The organism is Tepidanaerobacter sp. EBM-38 (assembly GCA_001896545.1).
Lineage (GTDB): Bacteria > Bacillota > Thermosediminibacteria > Thermosediminibacterales > Tepidanaerobacteraceae > Tepidanaerobacter.
Genome location: MPOT01000104.1, coordinates 1 through 18723 on the forward strand (window position 1 = coordinate 1; position 18723 = coordinate 18723).

The window sequence follows — 18723 nt, forward strand, 5'->3', positions numbered from 1 at the left end:
TGACCTAATAAAAACCTTTTTTGAGCGTATTAAATGGAGAAAATATAGCTGTAAAATTATGGTTGAGAATAAAAAAGGTCACAAAGCAAAAAGCTCATAATTATAAAAAGCAACGGTGTGCCGTTGCTTTTTATAATGTTTATTAAATTTTTTAGTTCGGATTTTTTAAGGCATAAATCCTATCTGTCAAAAAATATGTTTTTACCAGTAGCCGACAAAGGAATTCCAAGCACCACATCACCCTCTATAAGCTGCATCTTTCGAGCTACAACCCCGATGCGGTACATAATTCGGTTATCTACATTCAGCATGCTTGCAGTCTTTACAGCAGAGCCTACTGCAATACCCAAGTCAACCAATCGCCATGGACAAAATGGGCCTGCAAATTCAGCACCATCGTGTGGTTTTGGAAGTTTTGTGCAATCGTCATATCCGCATGCTCCGCAGTTGAGTCCGGCAGTTGCTGCATCTTTTATAGCAACTAATAGCACAGCCCCGCAACTTGCAATTCCACGTCCATCCCTGTCGTAATTTCGCTTACCGTGTTTTTCGCCATATGCAGCCATCTCTTCTCCCAACCTTACAAGCTCAGCCTCATCGTCTATAACCTTGACCTCGATATAGTCCTTCCCTGCAGTCTTAGGAGCAGTTCTGGCAGATAAAGCCATAAACTCAGCCGCCATTTTCAATGCATTTTTCATGAGAATAGTGCCTCCTTATAAATATTTATTTCAGTATATAAAATATAAAATAAAATTTGACTTCATGCTTTCTTAAGTGTTATTAAAAATGCTCGCTTCTTCAAATAATGATTTATTTTTTTCCCGTTTACGCTTAATCCGCTCAAGTCGTTTCTTAAACCGACATATATCATCCTTCAATGTGTATCCAATAAATGTATTTTTTTTATAAATTATTTCTAAAGCCCTTTGTGCTACAAGAGCAGCTTTATCGTAATCTTTAAGTTTGTGCTCATAATATTTGGCAAGTTCTTCTAGTGCAAAGACGGTATCTATATTGCCTTTAGCCATTTTAATCCAAAGGCTTTCAGCATCCTCCCAACAATTCAATCTCTTATAGAGCAGCGAGAGTTGCCTATATGATTTTTCTTGAACATCCGGTACATCCAATGCCATTTCATAACATCTTATACTCTGCTCAATCATGCCCATATCTTCAAAAACTCTACCTAGGCAGTAATAGTCTTGATTTGCACGGGTTTTTGAGTCGAAAGGAGTTTTAAAGGATTTTGCCATATTAACCGTTAGTGAAACCATAGACAGAATATCCATGCGGTTATGATAAAATATGGGCTTTAAAGGATTAGGATTTCTATCCCTCAAAAATCTGAAATAAACTGAAGGAATTTCATAGCCGGGTATATCACCTTCACGCTTAAGTGACAGAAGATTTTCCTCCAGCGATGAAAGGCTTACACTCTCCAATCGCTCTCTATAAAGCCTTCGTGCAGCAGCCAGAAGGTCAAGATGAAATGTCTTTTCTACCGGGTTTTCCATGCGGTTTAGCATATAGCGGGTTGATAAAAGGGGTATATCATATGATTTGCCATTAAAGCTCACAAGGCTGTCAAAACTTTTTAACAAATCACTTAAACTATATAGTGCTGCTGCCTCCTCGTCATAATCGCTTATAAAATATTGTTTAATTTTAAAACTACTGCCTTCAAAAAAACCAACTCCTGACAAAAAAGCCAGGGTTCCCGTACCGCCGGCAAGGCCAGTGGTTTCTGTGTCAATGAAAATCGCTCGAGAAAAGTCAAAATCTTTATAGGTACAATTTTTAGCAATGAGTTTTACTATTTCCCCGGAAATATTAAATATAGCATTAAGTTCAATTTCACCGTGTATATGAGAACCAGGATAACTTTTTTCCACTACAAAGTGCTCACCAAACGGTGTGCTTACTGTTGTTGCCCCAAGTAATGCACTTATCTCTGAGCAAGGCTTGGTTTTGATTGGCACATCGATTCTCTTGTCACTTGCCTGTTTATTAGATACATATGCCCTTAACTTTTCCGAAAGATTCAATCGGAAAGCACCCCTTTAATGATTTTTAAGGCAAAGTTTTTACTGCCAAAGCCGACTTCATCATATGGTCCTACACATGAAGGACAGCCATCCTCACAGTTGCATTCCATTATAACCTGTCGAGCCGCTTTTAACAGCTGGTCTTGCATATTATAGAGTTTTTCAGAAAAACCTACACCGCCGGGGAAATTATCGTAAATATATATGGTTGGTTTTTGTGTAAACGGCGACCTGATTTGCACAACCCCCCGAATATCTTTGGGATCACACATTAAATAAAGAGGAGCAATATTCACCATAACATTGCATAATCCTAGAAGACCTGATTCCATCTCCTCTCGAGAAAGTTCCTTTATATTCTCGGGAATTGAAAGCCAATATGCAGTCGTATGCATCTCCTCAGGCGGCAGGTGTATATGACCAAAACCTAAGTTTTCATGAGTAAAAAACTTTATCTTCTTAAACATTGTAGCCAAACTAGTAACCATTACTTCTCCTACATAGTTTTGGCCATTATCTACGGTCTTTTCTCTAAACACATCCAAAACCTTAATTTCTACAGCAAGATTTGCATCAGTATAATAATCTGCATCAACTTTTCGAACATAGGCCTTTTTTTCTTCATAATCTAACTTTTCCACCTGATATTGCTGACCCGCATGAATATATATTGCCTCTTCGTGAATCATCATCGGGGCACTACTTTGATCTACTTCCCCTATAACTTTAGCATCTTTGGTGATATCTATTATCACGAAATTTTCCGCCGATGCACTTCTAAGACTTACTTCTTCAGCAGGAAACGATTCAGCCATCCAGTGCCAGCGGCCTCCCACATGACGCAGAATTCTTTCTCCTTCTAAAAAATCCAAAATCTCATATATGTTTTCCTTGCCGAAAGTTTCACCGTCAGCAAAAGGTAATTCAAATGCGGCACATTTTATATGACTTACGAGAATATAAAGATTGTTCGGGTTAATCAAACCATGTTCCGGCGAAGCCTCAAAGAAATACTCCGGATGATTGATTATAAACTGGTCCAATGGGCTGCTGGATGCTACAAGAATCGAAGCAGACAGCGAATTTCTTCGACCTGCTCGGCCAGTCTGCTGCCAGGTGCTTGCCACTGAGCCTGGATAACCGGTTATAATGCTTGCATCCAAATTGCCTATATCTACGCCCAGCTCTAAAGCATTAGTGCTGACTACCCCAAGAATTTTCCCATCCCTAAGGCCTTTTTCAATCTCCCTACGCTCTTTCGGAAGATACCCGCCGCGATACCCTTTTACCAAGTTCATCCCGCCTGGAATACTTTTCATCTCATCACACAGGTATGTAAGTAACACCTCTACCGCCAGACGGCTGCGGGCAAAGATTATGGTTTGAATCTTATTTTTTAAAAAAGCTAAAGCAAGCGTTTTAGCTTCAAGCAAACTGCTACGTCTGATTCCCAGTTGTCGGTTTACTACAGGAGGGTTATAAAAGATGATATTTTTTTCACCAGATGGAGCACCGTTATGGTCAATTAATACCATGGATTTTTCGGTTATTTTTTCTGAAAGTTCCCTAGGGTTGGCTATGGTAGCCGAACAGCAAATAAAAATAGGATCTGAACCGTAAAACCTGCATATTCGCTTGAGTCTTCGCAGGACATTTGCGGTATGGCTGCCAAATATTCCTCTATACATATGTATCTCATCAATCACTACATATTTCAGGTTGGAAAAAAGTTTCATCCACTTGGTATGATGTGGCAAAATACCTGTATGAAGCATATCCGGATTTGTAACAACTATATGACCGTCTTTCCTGATAGCTACCCTGGCATTAACGGGAGTATCGCCATCATAGGTAAATGTCTTGATATTTTCACCTATCACATTGACCAGATTCATAAGTTCTGATACTTGGTCTTGAGATAGGGCTTTTGTTGGAAAAAGATATATAGCCCGGGAATTTTTATCGGCAAGAAGATCATTGAGCACCGGAAGATTATAGCAAAGTGACTTACCCGAAGCTGTAGGAGTCACTACCGTAATATTGTTTTTTGCCGTTACTTCATCGAGTGCCTTTCGCTGGTGAGAATAAAGCCTGTATATGCCCTTTTTTTTCAAAGCCGAAACTAGTTTCGGGTTCAAATATTCGGGAAAATCTTCATATTCACCGTGTTTTTCAGGAATAACTTTCCAACATGTTATGTTTTTGGCAAAACGCTCTTGGGTTTTTAACTGATCTATTACCTGTTCCAGATTCATATAATGCCCCCTATCCTCAGCTTCGTCCTTTATTATAACATACCAAAATACTGAAAAAAAGCAGCATGTGATAAATCTAGTATAAGAAACCGATGTGAATGTAAATTAGTTTTAATCTGCAAAGTAATATATTATAAAAAATGGGCGGTCGATGACCGCCCCTACCGGATATGGATAATTGAATTAGTAAATCATATATTGATAACTAATCCATTATTCCATTGCAAAAAGTTAATTTGAACTAGAAATGTCAACATATTGGTTTTGATTATAACAAGACACGCTGTATGTTGACCATGAGTTTAAGAAAATAGGATTTTAATATTAGAACCGTTCATAAGAATTATTCATAAATTGTATGTTAGCAATTAAATTAGTAAATTGTATTTTGATAACTAAATTAAAAATGAAGTTTTTACACTAGAATCAATTAATAGTAAATAATTTCTATATGTTTACCCATTTTTTCTAATATCTCTGCCAATTCTCTTACTACATTTAGTTTTATAGAAAGATTTTTAGGAAAATCAGGGTTTTGATGGGCAGGATTTATAGCCCTTCCTAAAAGAAAAGTAACATCCGTAGCATCTACAAGAATCCTTGCAAGCCTTGAAGCACCGTCTTTTTGTTCCAGTTGACGAAGCTCCCTGTATTGAGCATCAGGATCAAAATACCTTGTAATGAGCTCTCTTGTACGGGCCAAAGTCAGAACACCTTCAGTCACAAGGTCTATTCCTTTGATATGTGCAATAGGAGGTATCTCAGGGTCTATAAATTCAGTTGATGTTTCTATTTCTCTGTCTAAAACACGTGCTGCAATTTGAGCTGCAGTTCCTCCACATACCACCTTTTTCCCAGGTTCTCTCATTAAATGAGCTATTACCTTTTCATCGTCTTCAGGCTTTTGAGGCGGCCCGGTAAATACTGTTACAAATTGTGGGGCAATGATTTTTAGTGCTGCAACTGTTGCATCATCTCCTGCTTTGTCCATGTAAAAATTCATGGTGGCTGTAGAGAGTAATTTAACAAGGCCTCCTAGGGTGTGTTCAACTTTTGATACTTTTTCGATATATTGAGCTATATTCTCCCATTGCCATCCAAGGTTTAATATACCACCTATCCCCGCATGTACAACTCCGTCGCTCATAACTATAAAAACATCATCTCTTTGAACCTTCAAGCGGTGTTCCCTTACTTCTTTTCCCTCTATCTTCCTTACTGTTCCGCTAAGTTTTATAACACTACCTTCTCTTAAAAGAACTACCGGCGGATTACCGTATTCAGCAATATAGCAATTCCCCAAGGAGTCAACTCTTATGATGGTAAATGTGGAATAGGCGATTTTGCGCACCTTGCAGATGGGCAATGTGGCCATTATGGTCTTAACCGTTTCCTCGATACTAGACCCTTGCTTAAGCATCGTTACGGCTATTTTACTTGTCAACGTTGAAAGGATATTTGCCTTGACTCCGCTGCCCAAGCCATCGGCCATTACCATAATGGTTTCTTCAACGCTTTGCACTGCCTCTACCTTATCTCCGCAAAGTTCTTCGCCATATTTGTTATTACTTTCCCAATATAATTCTGTTCTCACTTCCATCATTATTCACCCGGAATCTCATCAATTAAAAGCCGCTGTATCTTATTCAACAAAACTTTTGTTTCAGCCGTAGTTTCGCCTAAAACACTGGCAATTTCCTGGGCTACCCTCATCTGCTTTTCTATGACCTGCTGAGCGGTTTCCACAGTTTCCTTGCGCAGTTTTATGCTTCTTTCTTGGATTTGTTGCTGAGCGGTTATATCCGTAATTATACCTATTATCAACGAATGTTCTTTTTCATAATATATATCTTGTTGAGTTATCAACTCATACATAGGTAAATACACTTTTTTGTTTATAATATTTTGTTTTGTTTTACTTACATATTTAAAATCATCATCATCAAACAGCAAACTTAAAGGTTTATGGATAATGTCAGTGCTGCTGATTTTAAACATTTTTTCAGCACCATTGTTGAATACCTGAACATTCATATCCATATTTACTGCAATGATGGCATTTGGTGTTGATTCAATAATGAGATTCGATAGGGATTCTGCTCGATTTCTCATGTAAGGCATACACATATGAATTTCTGCCATACCATTATATACAGCTTCAGCCTTTTCCCGACATGAATTATATCCGCAAACACCACAATTCAATTCGTGTTCCGGTCTATACTTTCCTGTAGTTTCTAATATGCGTTTTATTTCTTCTTCGCTAGGCTTCTTAATTTCCAGAGGCATTGGGTTATAGGATTTTTTAAAATCTAATTGAATATCCGTTTTATCTACCATCATCGGCTTTGCACATGAGCTGTTATTTCGTGCAAATATTTTCACACATTTAATACGCTTAAAAGGGCCTCGGTTTATGCTGCCAACAGCAGGACCGTTGATACATCCTCCTTCACAGGCATTCATTTCTATCCAAGTTCTATGAAATTCACCCTTTTTTATCTCATCAAGCATCATAATACAATTTTCCTTGCCGCTGACCTCGATAAATTCACGCCATTTATCTTGTATAAAAGGTTCAATGGTTTTATAACTGCCCCCCGGTATCGGGTAAAAATTGGCATCATCGCAAAAACCGTTTTCCACCTCATTTACAGATTCTAAAATGGGGTCAATTCCCTCTTCTTTCCACCATGCCATAAGTTCTTCAAAGGTTAATGCCGCATCAATACCATAATTGCCTTCATCGTGAATCTCTACTTTTTTCGCAAGACATGGGCCTATAAAAGCCACTTCCTTATGTCCTTTTATCTTTTTTAAGTACCTGCCATGTGCTTCCATAGGAGATACTACCGGCACTAAACATTCAACAAGCTCCGGGTAGTATTTTTGAATTAAATAATTAATAGCAGGGCATGCGGTAGTGATTAAGTTAGGCTTTGATCTGTTGTTGTAATGCTTTAAATAATCTTTTGCAATAAGCCTTGCACCTACCGAAGTCTGATATACAGCCGAAAAGCCAAGTTTCTTTAAAGCTGAAACTATTTGACTATAATGCTGAAAGGAAAAAATCCCGGCAAACGAGGGTGCAAGGCTAACAGCCATATCCTTATCATTTTTAAGTAAATGTTTTACTCTTTGAACATCACTCTTAATGGTTTTAGCATTTTGCGGACATATGGTAAGACATGTGCCACATGTTATACACCTTTCATCGACTATCTCCGCTTGGTCATCTTTCATGCGAATTGCTTTAACAGGACATGCCCTTATGCATTTATAACAATTTTTACAATTTGCTCTGGAAAAGTTAATTACTTCCATCGGCTATGCCCCCAGTATCTTCTCCTTAAAAAAAGCTTCAGCACCGTTTACATCAACTGAATAGGGTTTGCTATCTTCTATCCTGACCGAAACAGGATTGCGACAGTTATTGCAGCAAAACTCTGCCTTCAGCTCCCACTCCTTATCAAGATTATACTCCTTTAGCAGTTCTTTGAAAATCCTTATAATGTCGTAGGACCCCTTTAAATGACACGAACTGCCCACACATACACTTATAGCTTTCATAAATTCTCCCCTCTATTCATTTAATTTTTTAATAAAGCGAAATTACCTGCGTATTTGATGAAAATTACTCGAATTTAAATTTTCAATTCGTGGATAACTGAATTTGCTCTAAAATTATTATATAAATAAAAAAGGGTATTGTCAAATATTTCACAATCCCCTTGTTATCTGTAATGCTATTGCTTTTATATCACGTTGGGATGTTTTTTTTGAAGTTTATACCGATTTCACTGCTAATGTTTCCCAAACGCTCTCTTATTTTTTTTACCTTATCCAAATCAAGGCCTATAAGATCCGCTATTTCATCATCTCTCAGCCCTAAAGACACTGCATCCAAAAACAGATACAAATCCACCCCAAATTCTTTTTTTATCTGGTTTGCACTTACATCTATTTTGCTTAAAGAGCCTTTCCTGTTATCGGTCATATTACCACGCCCCACCCATACATAATCCTACTGGGAAGTTGTTTCCGTCACTCTTTCAATACTCAAATTCCCATCTTCATCAATCCATGCAGACTTTATTTCTTTTAGCCTTCCTATTCCTTTTTGGTTTAATTGCCTAAGCATCAAATCTATACTTACTCCAACCCTATCCAAATTATCTTGAATCACTTCGCCCCCATCTATTACTAAAGTCGGAAAAATCCCCTGATTTGACCATAAACCCAAATCCCTTGGAGTTACTGTCTGCATATATTTTTTCTTTATAACGCTTAATTTACCATTAGGCTCTATGGTAGCTTCTTCTACTTCATTGATGTTAGTCACATCTTTTTCTCTGAGCAAAACGAGTAGATCTGTAATTGTAATTCGCTCTTTTTTTAAATTTGAAACCACTACTTCGCCATCTTTTACGAGGACTCTTGATGTTCCCTGCAAGATATTTTCCACCTTGCGATTCTTAGTAATAATTATGGCGAGCAAATAGTTTAGCAGGGATGTAATAGCAACCGGAAAAATGCCATGCGTTAGCCTGATATCATGGTCTTCCAGAGGTATTGCAATAGCAGATCCCATTATAATCATAAAAACAAGATCAAATGGTGAAAGCTGTGCCACGGTTCGCTTGCCCATGAGCCTTACCAATGTAAGGCTTACCATAAAAAGTATTAAGGACTTATATGAATGCAAGAGTAAATCTTTTAACATACTCATGTATCCTTCACCTTTTCATTCATTTTATCAAGGGTTTTAATCATAGTATTAAAGTTAGACATCAATGTTATCCCATTCCCAGCATCTGTCATAGCTTCAGCTGCCTTTAATAAGGATTTTTGCACTTCCTTTATTAACATACACTGACTTTCAAATACCATATGCCTCAATGAAGTCAAAAGCTTTTTTTTAGATAATTGATTGTAATCATTTGGCAAATCCTCCAAAGCCTGACTCATAAGTTCTATTTCTTTGATATCTTTACTCAATTTTATAAGGCTTGACGATTTTATCAATGCCTGTTGGAGATTGTCATCAACTTGACTTTCTACATCCTTTATAGAATCTGCCAAGGCTTTTAAATTGTCTTTGTATGCAAGCATATTACCTGCAAATTCCAATGTAGGCGGGTTTTTCATAAATTTATCCTTCCCTTTGTTCCTTTTACTTATTTTAAGGATTATAGTAGTTTTTATGCACCTGCATTTTCAATAAATATACAGTTGGAATAAATTGATTAATTTGATATACTTAATTTTGATTGAAATTACTTTAGCATTGATAGGTGCACTTATTTTAACAATCTTTCGAGGTGAAACATATGAGGCAAGTAAAGCATACATATAAAATAACAATAGCAGTTGTATTTTTTTTATTTAGTTTTTTGATACCTATATCTTTTGCTAATGGAATGGAACAAACAGAACCTCCTCCGCCTATATCAGGCGGGGCAGGTATATTAATAGATGCTTCAACTGGAAAAGTATTATATGAAAAAAATGCTCATATTCTTATGGAACCTGCCAGTACTACAAAAATCATGACAGCAATTTTAGCTCTTGAAAAAGGAAATCTTTCCGATGTAGTCACAACAGGCAAACAGCCTACTTTGGCAGATGGCACAAGGATTTACCTTGAAGAAGGGGAGCAGCTCACTTTAGAGCAGATGCTCTATGGTATGATGCTAAATTCCGGCAATGATGCGGCTATCGCAATAGCAGAGCATATTGGCGGCAGTGTTGAAGCCTTTGTTGAAATGATGAATGAAAAAGCTCGGGAAATCGGAGCTAAAGATACTACTTTTGTAAACCCAAACGGATTGCCTGCAAAAGGGCATTTGACCACCGCCTATGATTTAGCTCTTATATCCAGATATGCCATTTTAAATCTGCCGGAATTTAGAAAAATTGTATCAACTAAAACCGCTGAAATCCCTTGGCAGGGACAAGACTGGGATAGGCAACTCATAAATTTAAATAAACTCTTATGGAATTACGAGGGGGCAGATGGTGTTAAGACTGGATATACCAGTACTGCAGGTTCCACATTAGTAGCTTCAGCGACGCGAAATGGATGGCAGCTTATTTCGGTTATATTGAAATCTGATGCCACCAATGTTTGGTCTGATAGTATCGCCTTACTGGACTATGGTTTTACAAATTTTGAAAGAAAAAATATTTTAAATGGAAATACATTAATAACCGAAGAAAAGGCTAAGTATGGAGATTCAATCGGATTACTGGCTAAAGCCTCATTTACCACCGTGTTGCCCAAGAATAGCCCGGCTGTCACACAGAAGATTGTTATTAATCCGGATATAAAAGCCCCTGTTATAAAAGGAGAAATTCTTGGGCAAGTGATATTTTATCAAGGAAATGAAAAGCTTGGGAGCGTTGATCTAATTGCCGCTAATGACGTAAAACGAAAGATATACACCTATTGGTGGTTTTGGATTGTTTCATTATTACTTATTATATATATACCTTTTAGAATAATGGTCGGCATAAGGCGGTATAAAAGAAATAAAAGACAAGTTCGCTACGTTTCTTACATGAAAAAGTACAGATAATAAATATGCTTCCACTTAGAATAAACAGTTTCACTATTTTAACTGTCTATCTTAAGGGAAGCATATCATTTTAACCTTTGCTGCTTTTCTATTTTAAAATATATACTGTTACCCAGCGCCTTCCAAAGCGCTTTGTTTCTTCACTCGTGTTGAAAAACAAGTCTATCTTGTCACCCTTTATAGCTCCTCCCGTATCCTCGGCCCGTGCAAAACCATAACCGTCAACATAAACTCTAGTTCCTAACGGGATAACCTTTGGATCTACAGCTGCCACTCCCACTCTTGGCGTTGTACCAGTAGCAGTTCGATTTCCTGTATGAGTATAGGCTGTAGCCAACATTCGGCGTTTTTCAGTATAGGAAAAATCTACGCCTCCACGCGACGCCAATTGCACTGTTCCTGTAAGTACTATCTGAGGCTTGGGTGCTTTTAATACATTCGATTGTGTTGATGTTGAAACAACTTTACCATCTTCAATTACTTCTATTATTTTTACTTCTTCCTGACCTTCTTCTCCCTCTTGGATCACTTTTTTCTCACCAAGGGGTAAATTAAAGTCCTTCCTTGATACAACTTCAAACGGTATTGTTTTAACCTCAGTTGTAACTCTTTGCTCGACTCTAGTTATGGTTATTTCTCCGCTTTCTGATATAAATTCGCAAAGAGACGGTTGAACTTTATCTTTTTCATTAAGGCTGATTTGGGCCTTTGCTAAAAGATTTACTACAGCATTAGGTTGGGTTTTTACTGTTACTTCCTTACCATCAACAGCAATCTTTACCGGAAAAGCCCTTTTTATCGTTATCTGCATACCTTCCGTCAATTTTGTATCAAGGCTTGGCATCACTACATCTTCAGGTTCTAAAACTATATCCTCATTAGCGAGCAGTTCTTCTACGGTTTTAGCAAAAGTTGAAACCTCAACCGTTTTATCCTTCTCTCTAATAATCACCTCTTTTTCCAAAGTGGCATAAACAACTGCTCCGGTAAAAACTATTACTGCAATACCGGACACAATAGCCCATCTGGCTTTCAGCGAAAACACAAAATTCCCCCTCTTTGTAAAAGGTCTTTTTAGCGGTTTTTACCTCCTTTTTAAAAAACCTTTTACCATTTAATTCTTCCTCTTTATATATTATATAATACTTATATCAAAAGTATACATAGGTTGTCAAATTTTGATTTTCTTCCAATTATCCTTTTTAAATCTTAAAAACATAAAAAATGCTTCTACAACAAACTGGACCACAGTTGCCATCCAAACATATACTATCGGTTTTTTAAATACAAATACTATCATGAATATAAGTGGCAAACGAACAAGCCATGTTCCTATAATACCTACCTTAAAAGTGCCTCGAGTATCTCCAGCTCCACGTAATGCTCCCGCCATAACCATGGAAATTGCAAGTGTAGGCTGTTCAAATGCTGCAATCCTTATACAAGCAGCTGCTATATTTCTGACTTCATCAATATTGGTAAATAAACTCATTAATTGATGGGAAAATAGTAAAAAAAGTAAGCCGACACCGCCCATCAAAATTAGTGCTAATTTCATAGCAACCAAGGCACTTTTTTCAGCTTCATCGGGGCGTTCTGCACCAAGACACTGTCCTGTCAGTGTTGAGGCTGCCACTGAAAAACCATATCCAGGCATAAATGACATAGATTCTGCGCTCACAGCTACCTGGTGAGCTGCAAAAGGCACAGTTCCCATGCGCGTTATCCAGATGGAAGAAATAAGTCGACTGCCACTATGAGAAAATTCTTCTAAACAGGAAGGCAAGCTCAACTTAGAAAGCTGCTTTACTACATCAATATCAATTTTTACAGCTTCCTTAAGATTCAACTTAACTATGTCTTTTCCTAATAATAAATAACTAAATGTTATTATACCGCCCACTATTTGGGATAACACTGTAGCTAATGCAGCACCCTTGATTTCCATTCTGGGAAAACCAAAATAACCAAAAATCAATACATAATCGCCAACTATATTTATCGTATTTGCCACCAATGCGGACATCATCGGAAGCCGCGTATTACCGGCACCCCTTAGAGCAGCATTTAAAACCATTGTTGGTATAAGAAAAATAATACCGAAAGAAACTATCTTTACATATGTAATTCCCAGTGAAATAACTTCAGGGTCTTTCATGGTTAAAGAAAAAAATGGTCTTGCTAATAAAATATTAATTACCATTAACACAATACTTATAGTTACTGAAATCAAAAAAGATTGAGCAATAACCTTATTCGCTTTTTCTGGCTGGTCCGCACCGACATGGCGAGCTACCAGTGCCGAAGTTCCAATCCCCATAGCTCCAATTATATTTACCAAGGCAAATGCCAGTTGTGAACCAAATCCGACTGCACTAAGTGCTTCAGCACTCAACCTTCCCACCATGGCTGTATCAAACATCCATACAGCAGTATGTAATATATTTTCCAAAATAGCCGGCATGGCTAATCTGAATATGATTCGATTAAGCGAAGTCTTGTTTTGTACATCATTGTTGAATATCTCCATAGCTTTACCTCACATTATCATAATTATTAATATACTGCTATAAATAATTATCTTACTTTGTTTTAAATACTGTAGAAAATTACTTACTAGTTACTTACTATAGAAGTATTATACTTGAAAAAAATTTTTTAATATAGGTGTTATTTTATGATTTTACTGTTGACAACCAGTCTATAAAGGGATATATTAATTAATATATTGTATATATATACATCTTTTGATATATTAATTTTTTCTGATTATTATGGGTAAATCTCGACACTCTGCACTTTTTCATCGTTCTTAACTTTCATTGATATATATTTTATTGTGCAGAAAATTTAATAATTATGCATAATATTTTATAAAAATAAACGAGGAGGCTTATTAATGTCTAAAAGTGAAAAAATAATTGAGATTACAGAAAAGTATAGTGCCCACAATTATAATCCATTACCAGTAGTTGTGTGTAAGGCTAAAGGAGTTTGGGTTGAAGATTTGGATGGCAATAAATACATGGATATGCTCAGTGCTTACTCAGCAGTAGGTCAGGGCCATTGCCATCCTAAAATAATATCCGTGCTTAAGGAACAGGCTGATAAGGTAACACTGACATCCAGGGCCTTCCACAATGATAAGTTCGGGCCATTCTGCCAAAAGGTCGCCAATCTTGCCGGTAAAGATATGGTACTTCCAATGAATACAGGCGCAGAAGCTGTAGAAACGGCAATAAAAGCTGCTCGGCGCTGGGCCTATGATGTGAAGAAACTGCCCGAAAATTCGGCAGAAATTATCGTATGTGAGGATAATTTTCACGGCCGCACCACAACTATAATCTCTTTTTCTTCAGAAGAAGATTACAAGAGAGGTTTTGGTCCCTTTACTCCCGGTTTTAAAATTATCCCTTATGGTGACATCGATGCACTTAAATCGGCTATCACGCCAAATACTGCCGCTTTCCTTTTGGAGCCCATTCAGGGTGAAGCGGGAATAAATGTGCCATATGATGGATATTTAAAAGACGCCTATGATTTATGTAAACAAAATAATGTACTTTTCATCGCCGATGAAATTCAAACCGGTTTGGGTCGCACCGGAAAAATGTTTGCTTGTGATTGGGAAAACGTTGTGCCTGACATCTATATACTGGGTAAAGCCCTCGGCGGTGGTGTAGCGCCCGTTTCTGCCGTTGTTGCAGACAAGGAAATCCTTGGTCTTTTTGAGCCAGGCTCCCACGGCTCTACTTTTGGAGGAAATCCCCTGGCTTGTGCATGTGCTATAGCAGCGCTGGAGGTTATAGAAGAAGAAAATCTTGTTGAACGCTCCTTAAAAATGGGCGAATATTTTCAAGAAAAGCTCAAGGAAATCAAAAACCCGATTATAAAAGACATTCGCGGTAAAGGTCTGCTTATAGGTGTTGAATTGACAGAAGAAGCTCGACCATACTGTGAAGCTTTGATGAAAAAAGGACTTCTCTGCAAAGACACCCACGCAGCCGTTATCCGCTTTGCTCCACCACTAATTATTACAAAAGAAGAAATTGATTGGGCAATGGAAAAAATAAAATCAGTTTTAGGATAAAATACAGAAGAAGGTATCCCCTATACATAGGAGTTACCTTCTTCTTTGCTTATATAACATCAGGTCCTGCTATATATTATATTTTTGAATTTCTTCTTCCGCAAAAAATTTGCATTTGCTGAATTAAAACAAATAAACCGGCAAAAAATACTATCATGAGGCGATGATATGAAAACAGCAAAGCTTATACCTTTTGTTATAGCCATACTTATTTTCCCAATCTGTACCAATGCAGCTCCTTTTTGCTCATGTGGTAGCAACCGATACTTAAAGTTACAGAATCCACCTATGTATGGCCAAGATGTAAGGGAAATACAAACTCAATTAAAAAATATGGGGTATTATCATGACCCCATAAGCGGCGTGTACGATAATATTACTGTAAAAGCCGTTAAAGCCTTTCAGCAAGATATGGGCTTAGAAGTCGATGGCATTTTAGGTTCAAGGACACTTGATAAAATTGCCGAGCTATTTGAACAGCCTGTCGCAAATCTAGAACCGGAAAAACCTAAAGGCGAAGTTAGTCTAGTTATATTTACTTTAGAACGGCAGCTTATAGTTTTGGATGACGGCAAACCTTTTAAACAATTCCCAGTAGCGGTAGGAAAATTTAACACACCGACACCCATAGGCGTCTTTACTATAACTCAAAAAGATATTTGGAGCGGAGAGTTTGGTTCGCGTTGGATGAGATTAAGCGTTCCTTGGGGAATATACGGAATCCACGGTACTAATAAGCCTTGGAGCATAGGCACTTTTGAATCCAGCGGTTGCGTCCGAATGTATAATACACATGTTGAGCAGGTCTATGAATGGGTCACAATCGGTACAAAAGTATTTATGGTTGGGGGTGTAGATGGACCTTTTACCTTCGGTTTAAATACTTTATCACAGGGCTCTAGGGGTTCTGATGTCCTAGAAGTGCAAAAGCGTCTTGCCGGTTATGGCTTTTATAACGGTGCTTATGACGGAATTTATGAACATGAAACCCAAAAAGCCGTTCTGGCCTTTCAAAAAGCTAAAGGGCTTTACCCGTCCGGAAAGGTGGACGCGGCTACCTATAAAGAGCTGGGAATATTACTCTTTGAATGACCTTAAAAAGGCTAAATGCAATAAAACTGGCTAGAACACTCAATAGAGCTACCATAGCAGACACAAATCATTTCTTTTATGCATTTTTCAAAGGCTTCCTGGCATCCTATTCCACTTTTATCCCGGTTTTCATTATTTCTCTAGCTAGTGGGTTTGATGTGCTAAAATCATCTCCAACTACTGCTATATCAATATCACTATCGGATGAATAGTTGCCTTTCGCATATGAACCATATAAATAAATGTGTTTTACATCCATTTCCTCCCGAAACGAAAGCATCATCTAGTAATATTATAAAAGTCTGAATCAATGTTCAAGCAGATTTTTTTCAGTTTAACATATTATACCAAGTAAAACTAATACGCATGAAAAAAGAAGAACCAATCCCAAAAGGTCAGTTCTCCTTATCTGAGTTTCGACAAAATTCGGGCGGTGCCAGGCACCTTTACCTTTTTTAGAGGAAATTCATGACACTATGTCGAATAAAAGGGAATATGATAATTAGAAAAGGTGGATGGATATTGAGATGAAAGTAACTTTTAAGAAGTATACGTCGGCTGTTGTAGTTAGTATTTTTATATGTGCCTTATTTGCCAATTGTATTCAGGCATCAACACTGTCTTATAATACATTGTATAGTTCATTTCAATCGGCGTTAAAAGCAGGTAGCAACGACGAGATTATCAAATACGCTGAAAATCTTGCTGCGGTTTTGGAAAGCGGCCAAATTTCATCTACATCATATAAGGCTTTTATGCTAGGAAGAGACACGGAACAGGTTTCCATCGAAAAAGCCTTAGTATTTTATGAAATAGCCCTGAAATATGCCCCGGCAGATAAAATAGATCATTGGACCGGCGGGGTTGCAGCAAGGCTGTATGAGATGGCAAATCTCTGTTTTGACAAAGGCGATTATGACAATGCGTCAAAGCTATATAAAAAGTATTTGCCATATGCCGTAAAACTTGGATGGAAAGATGGGGCAAATATAGCCAAGGCCCGAATCGTTTCGGCTGATATCGATCTGGATCTTTATACTAAAGATTTTAATAAAAGAAATGTAAAATATTATGGGGCAAAGTATGAACCCCATTCAGGAATATATTTCGGCAGTACCTACGATAGGGACGACCGTATAGGCACATATAAATTTGATGAGATAAAAACGTTTTTCCCAAAAAAGGATGCCGCTTATCTCATATATTATCACTGGGGTGATGATATAGCTTCTCTTGATAGGTTCTTCAATGATGCTGTAAAAAACAAAATAGGTATCCAACTGGCGTGGAATATCGCCGACGGGGACAAACAAACTGTCATTAATAATATAGAATCTTATAAAAATTATATTGAAAATATAGCTAAATACTTAAATAAAAAAGACATCCCTGTTTTTTTACGTTTTGCGTGTGAAATGAATGATAACGAATTAGGTTCTAATCCGACCGCTTACATAAAGGCTTTTCAGTTTGTTCACGATATAATGGAACAATGCGCTCCGAAAGTTGCTATGGTTTGGTCTCCCAACGATATAGGAAGAGATGACAGCCAGTACTATCCTGGTGATGAATATGTGGATTGGGTAGGTGTAAGCTCCTATACCATAAAATACTTTCAGGGACAAAAAAATTGGAGTGAGCAGCAGGAAATCTACGACAGCCGGTATTTTACCGGAGGATATGCAAATCCCATTGCAAAACTGAAACAAATAACACAAAAATACGGCAATAGAAAACCCATAATGATATCAGAAACGGGAATACCACACCGATTTAAAATAGATAATGAAGACCTGACCGAATGGGCCAAAATACAAATGAAAAGGCTCTACGTTTATGGCCCTATGGTCTATCCGGAACTCAAAGGCATCTATTACTTCAATGTGGATTTGCCCAGTTTAAAATATTACGATTACGCCTTTTACAACAATCCAGCAATGAATGGGCTTTACAATGAACTCATTAAAGATAATTACTTTATCTCAAACATAGGGGAAGATTCGCCTTATTCATATTATAAAATAGAAAACTATGAAACAGCCCCTGGCGAAATACCCCTGTATTTATATGTTTCCATCCCAAGGGTTTTAAAACCGACTGTTACATACAGGCTCAACGGAAATTGGATAGCTACCTTAAATGAAATACCTTACGCTTTTAATCTGAATACTAAAACAATCCCACAAGGTAAGCATATTTTTACGGTTGAGGTCTTTGATGGAGATAAAAAACTAAAAAGTAAAAACTATGAACTTACAATCAACGGCGATACTGTGGATATAAAATCCCTCTAAGTCATAGATAACGATTATAATTCAAAATCATTACAAATGCCACAATGTCAACCTTGTTACTCCTACCCATTTTGTGCCGAATATTTAAAAAATATGGTGCAAGATCCATTTTTACCCACTAATGGTGCTTCTTCGCCAAAATGAGGGCTGTAACTTGAAACTATAACTCTATCTGTAGCATGGCAAAATCCTAACTGATCTTTCCTGTTGACATTGCATTTGTAAGGATATAAATTACATTTCGTAAGATGCCGTTTAGCTTCTTTTACCTTTTCATGTAACCGCCCGTTTTCTAATAAGTTTAAATAACCGGGTTTTATATTAACCTGCATACTCTTCTTCTCCAAAAAGACTTTTTCAGCAAAA

The 18723-nt window shown here is 37.4% G+C and carries 17 protein-coding genes; 4 read left to right on the forward strand and 13 right to left on the reverse strand.

Annotation, left to right across the window (positions count from 1 at the left end):
• Nucleotides 1–179: 179 nt before the first annotated feature.
• The 9 genes from BUC45_RS11325 to BUC45_RS11365 form a co-directional block, all read right to left on the reverse strand.
• Nucleotides 180–701: a DUF2148 domain-containing protein gene (locus BUC45_RS11325; RefSeq protein WP_296972414.1), complete on the reverse strand. Its 522-nt coding sequence runs from the start codon at nt 699–701 to the stop codon at nt 180–182.
• A 72-nt stretch (nt 702–773) separates the two neighbouring features.
• Nucleotides 774–2048: a ribonuclease H-like domain-containing protein gene (locus tag BUC45_RS11330; protein ID WP_296972416.1), complete on the reverse strand. Its 1275-nt coding sequence runs from the start codon at nt 2046–2048 to the stop codon at nt 774–776.
• Nucleotides 2045–4303, reverse strand: a complete 2259-nt coding sequence (locus BUC45_RS11335) for a DEAD/DEAH box helicase (protein ID WP_296972417.1) — start codon at nt 4301–4303, stop codon at nt 2045–2047. Before BUC45_RS11335 ends, BUC45_RS11330 begins: the two co-directional genes overlap by 4 nt.
• Before the next feature lie 430 nt (nt 4304–4733).
• A complete protein-coding gene (locus BUC45_RS11340) occupies nt 4734–5906 on the reverse strand; it encodes a SpoIIE family protein phosphatase (protein WP_296972419.1) in 1173 nt (390 codons plus the stop codon).
• Nucleotides 5906–7627, reverse strand: coding sequence for a [Fe-Fe] hydrogenase large subunit C-terminal domain-containing protein (locus BUC45_RS11345; protein ID WP_296972422.1), 1722 nt, complete (start codon nt 7625–7627; stop codon nt 5906–5908). Before BUC45_RS11345 ends, BUC45_RS11340 begins: the two co-directional genes overlap by 1 nt.
• Before the next feature lie 3 nt (nt 7628–7630).
• Nucleotides 7631–7873 carry a (2Fe-2S) ferredoxin domain-containing protein gene (locus tag BUC45_RS11350; RefSeq protein ID WP_296972424.1) on the reverse strand — a complete coding sequence of 81 codons (243 nt, stop codon included), beginning with the start codon at nt 7871–7873 and terminating at the stop codon, nt 7631–7633.
• A 190-nt stretch (nt 7874–8063) separates the two neighbouring features.
• Nucleotides 8064–8300, reverse strand: coding sequence for a hypothetical protein (locus BUC45_RS11355; RefSeq protein ID WP_296972426.1), 237 nt, complete (start codon nt 8298–8300; stop codon nt 8064–8066).
• Nucleotides 8301–8327: 27 nt separating this feature from the next.
• A complete protein-coding gene (locus BUC45_RS11360; protein WP_296972429.1) occupies nt 8328–9032 on the reverse strand; it encodes a DUF421 domain-containing protein in 705 nt (234 codons plus the stop codon).
• Entirely contained in the window at nt 9029–9451 is a 423-nt protein-coding gene (locus tag BUC45_RS11365) for a DUF2138 family protein (RefSeq protein WP_296972431.1), read from the reverse strand. The genes BUC45_RS11360 and BUC45_RS11365 overlap by 4 nt, the downstream gene beginning before the upstream one ends.
• A gap of 182 nt (nt 9452–9633) precedes the next feature.
• Between BUC45_RS11365 and BUC45_RS11370 the strand changes: the two genes are divergently transcribed.
• On the forward strand, nt 9634–10881 hold the full coding sequence (locus BUC45_RS11370; protein ID WP_296972433.1) for a D-alanyl-D-alanine carboxypeptidase family protein: 1248 nt from the start codon (nt 9634–9636) through the stop codon (nt 10879–10881).
• Nucleotides 10882–10969: 88 nt separating this feature from the next.
• Here the strand turns inward: BUC45_RS11370 and BUC45_RS11375 are convergent, their stop codons facing one another.
• Nucleotides 10970–11926: a ubiquitin-like domain-containing protein gene (locus tag BUC45_RS11375; RefSeq protein WP_296972434.1), complete on the reverse strand. Its 957-nt coding sequence runs from the start codon at nt 11924–11926 to the stop codon at nt 10970–10972.
• Between the two features lie 126 nt (nt 11927–12052).
• Nucleotides 12053–13411: an MATE family efflux transporter gene (locus tag BUC45_RS11380; RefSeq protein WP_296972435.1), complete on the reverse strand. Its 1359-nt coding sequence runs from the start codon at nt 13409–13411 to the stop codon at nt 12053–12055.
• Between the two features lie 369 nt (nt 13412–13780).
• Here BUC45_RS11380 and BUC45_RS11385 point away from each other — a divergent pair, with 369 nt between their 5' ends.
• Together BUC45_RS11385 and BUC45_RS11390 are read left to right on the forward strand one after the other, a co-directional pair.
• Nucleotides 13781–14971: an ornithine--oxo-acid transaminase gene (locus BUC45_RS11385; RefSeq protein WP_013778038.1), complete on the forward strand. Its 1191-nt coding sequence runs from the start codon at nt 13781–13783 to the stop codon at nt 14969–14971.
• A gap of 168 nt (nt 14972–15139) precedes the next feature.
• Complete coding sequence (locus tag BUC45_RS11390) at nt 15140–16063, forward strand: peptidoglycan-binding protein (protein ID WP_296972436.1); 924 nt, start codon at nt 15140–15142, stop codon at nt 16061–16063.
• Nucleotides 16064–16169: 106 nt separating this feature from the next.
• Here the strand turns inward: BUC45_RS11390 and BUC45_RS11395 are convergent, their stop codons facing one another.
• Nucleotides 16170–16322: a nucleotidyltransferase domain-containing protein gene (locus BUC45_RS11395; protein WP_296972437.1), complete on the reverse strand. Its 153-nt coding sequence runs from the start codon at nt 16320–16322 to the stop codon at nt 16170–16172.
• Between the two features lie 268 nt (nt 16323–16590).
• Here BUC45_RS11395 and BUC45_RS11400 point away from each other — a divergent pair, with 268 nt between their 5' ends.
• Nucleotides 16591–18357: a glycosyl hydrolase gene (locus BUC45_RS11400; protein WP_296972438.1), complete on the forward strand. Its 1767-nt coding sequence runs from the start codon at nt 16591–16593 to the stop codon at nt 18355–18357.
• A gap of 62 nt (nt 18358–18419) precedes the next feature.
• On the opposite strand, the gene BUC45_RS11405 is transcribed toward BUC45_RS11400, so the two are convergent.
• On the reverse strand, nt 18420–18723 hold a 304-nt coding region (locus BUC45_RS11405; protein ID WP_296972440.1), incomplete at its 5' end, for a hypothetical protein.

Bases quoted from the DNA above. Each gene is read 5' to 3' on its own strand.
- BUC45_RS11325 (WP_296972414.1), bottom strand. From the start codon at position 701: ATGAAAAATGCATTGAAAATGGCGGCTGAGTTTATGGCTTTATCTGCC.
- BUC45_RS11335 (WP_296972417.1), bottom strand. From the start codon at position 4,303: ATGAATCTGGAACAGGTAATAGATCAGTTAAAAACCCAAGAGCGTTTT.
- BUC45_RS11340 (WP_296972419.1), bottom strand. From the start codon at position 5,906: ATGATGGAAGTGAGAACAGAATTATATTGGGAAAGTAATAACAAATAT.
- BUC45_RS11345 (WP_296972422.1), bottom strand. From the start codon at position 7,627: ATGGAAGTAATTAACTTTTCCAGAGCAAATTGTAAAAATTGTTATAAA.
- BUC45_RS11350 (WP_296972424.1), bottom strand. From the start codon at position 7,873: ATGAAAGCTATAAGTGTATGTGTGGGCAGTTCGTGTCATTTAAAGGGG.
- BUC45_RS11355 (WP_296972426.1), bottom strand. From the start codon at position 8,300: ATGACCGATAACAGGAAAGGCTCTTTAAGCAAAATAGATGTAAGTGCA.
- BUC45_RS11360 (WP_296972429.1), bottom strand. From the start codon at position 9,032: ATGAGTATGTTAAAAGATTTACTCTTGCATTCATATAAGTCCTTAATA.
- BUC45_RS11365 (WP_296972431.1), bottom strand. From the start codon at position 9,451: ATGAAAAACCCGCCTACATTGGAATTTGCAGGTAATATGCTTGCATAC.
- BUC45_RS11370 (WP_296972433.1), top strand. From the start codon at position 9,634: ATGAGGCAAGTAAAGCATACATATAAAATAACAATAGCAGTTGTATTT.
- BUC45_RS11380 (WP_296972435.1), bottom strand. From the start codon at position 13,411: ATGGAGATATTCAACAATGATGTACAAAACAAGACTTCGCTTAATCGA.
- BUC45_RS11385 (WP_013778038.1), top strand. From the start codon at position 13,781: ATGTCTAAAAGTGAAAAAATAATTGAGATTACAGAAAAGTATAGTGCC.
- BUC45_RS11390 (WP_296972436.1), top strand. From the start codon at position 15,140: ATGAAAACAGCAAAGCTTATACCTTTTGTTATAGCCATACTTATTTTC.
- BUC45_RS11395 (WP_296972437.1), bottom strand. From the start codon at position 16,322: ATGGATGTAAAACACATTTATTTATATGGTTCATATGCGAAAGGCAAC.
- BUC45_RS11400 (WP_296972438.1), top strand. From the start codon at position 16,591: ATGAAAGTAACTTTTAAGAAGTATACGTCGGCTGTTGTAGTTAGTATT.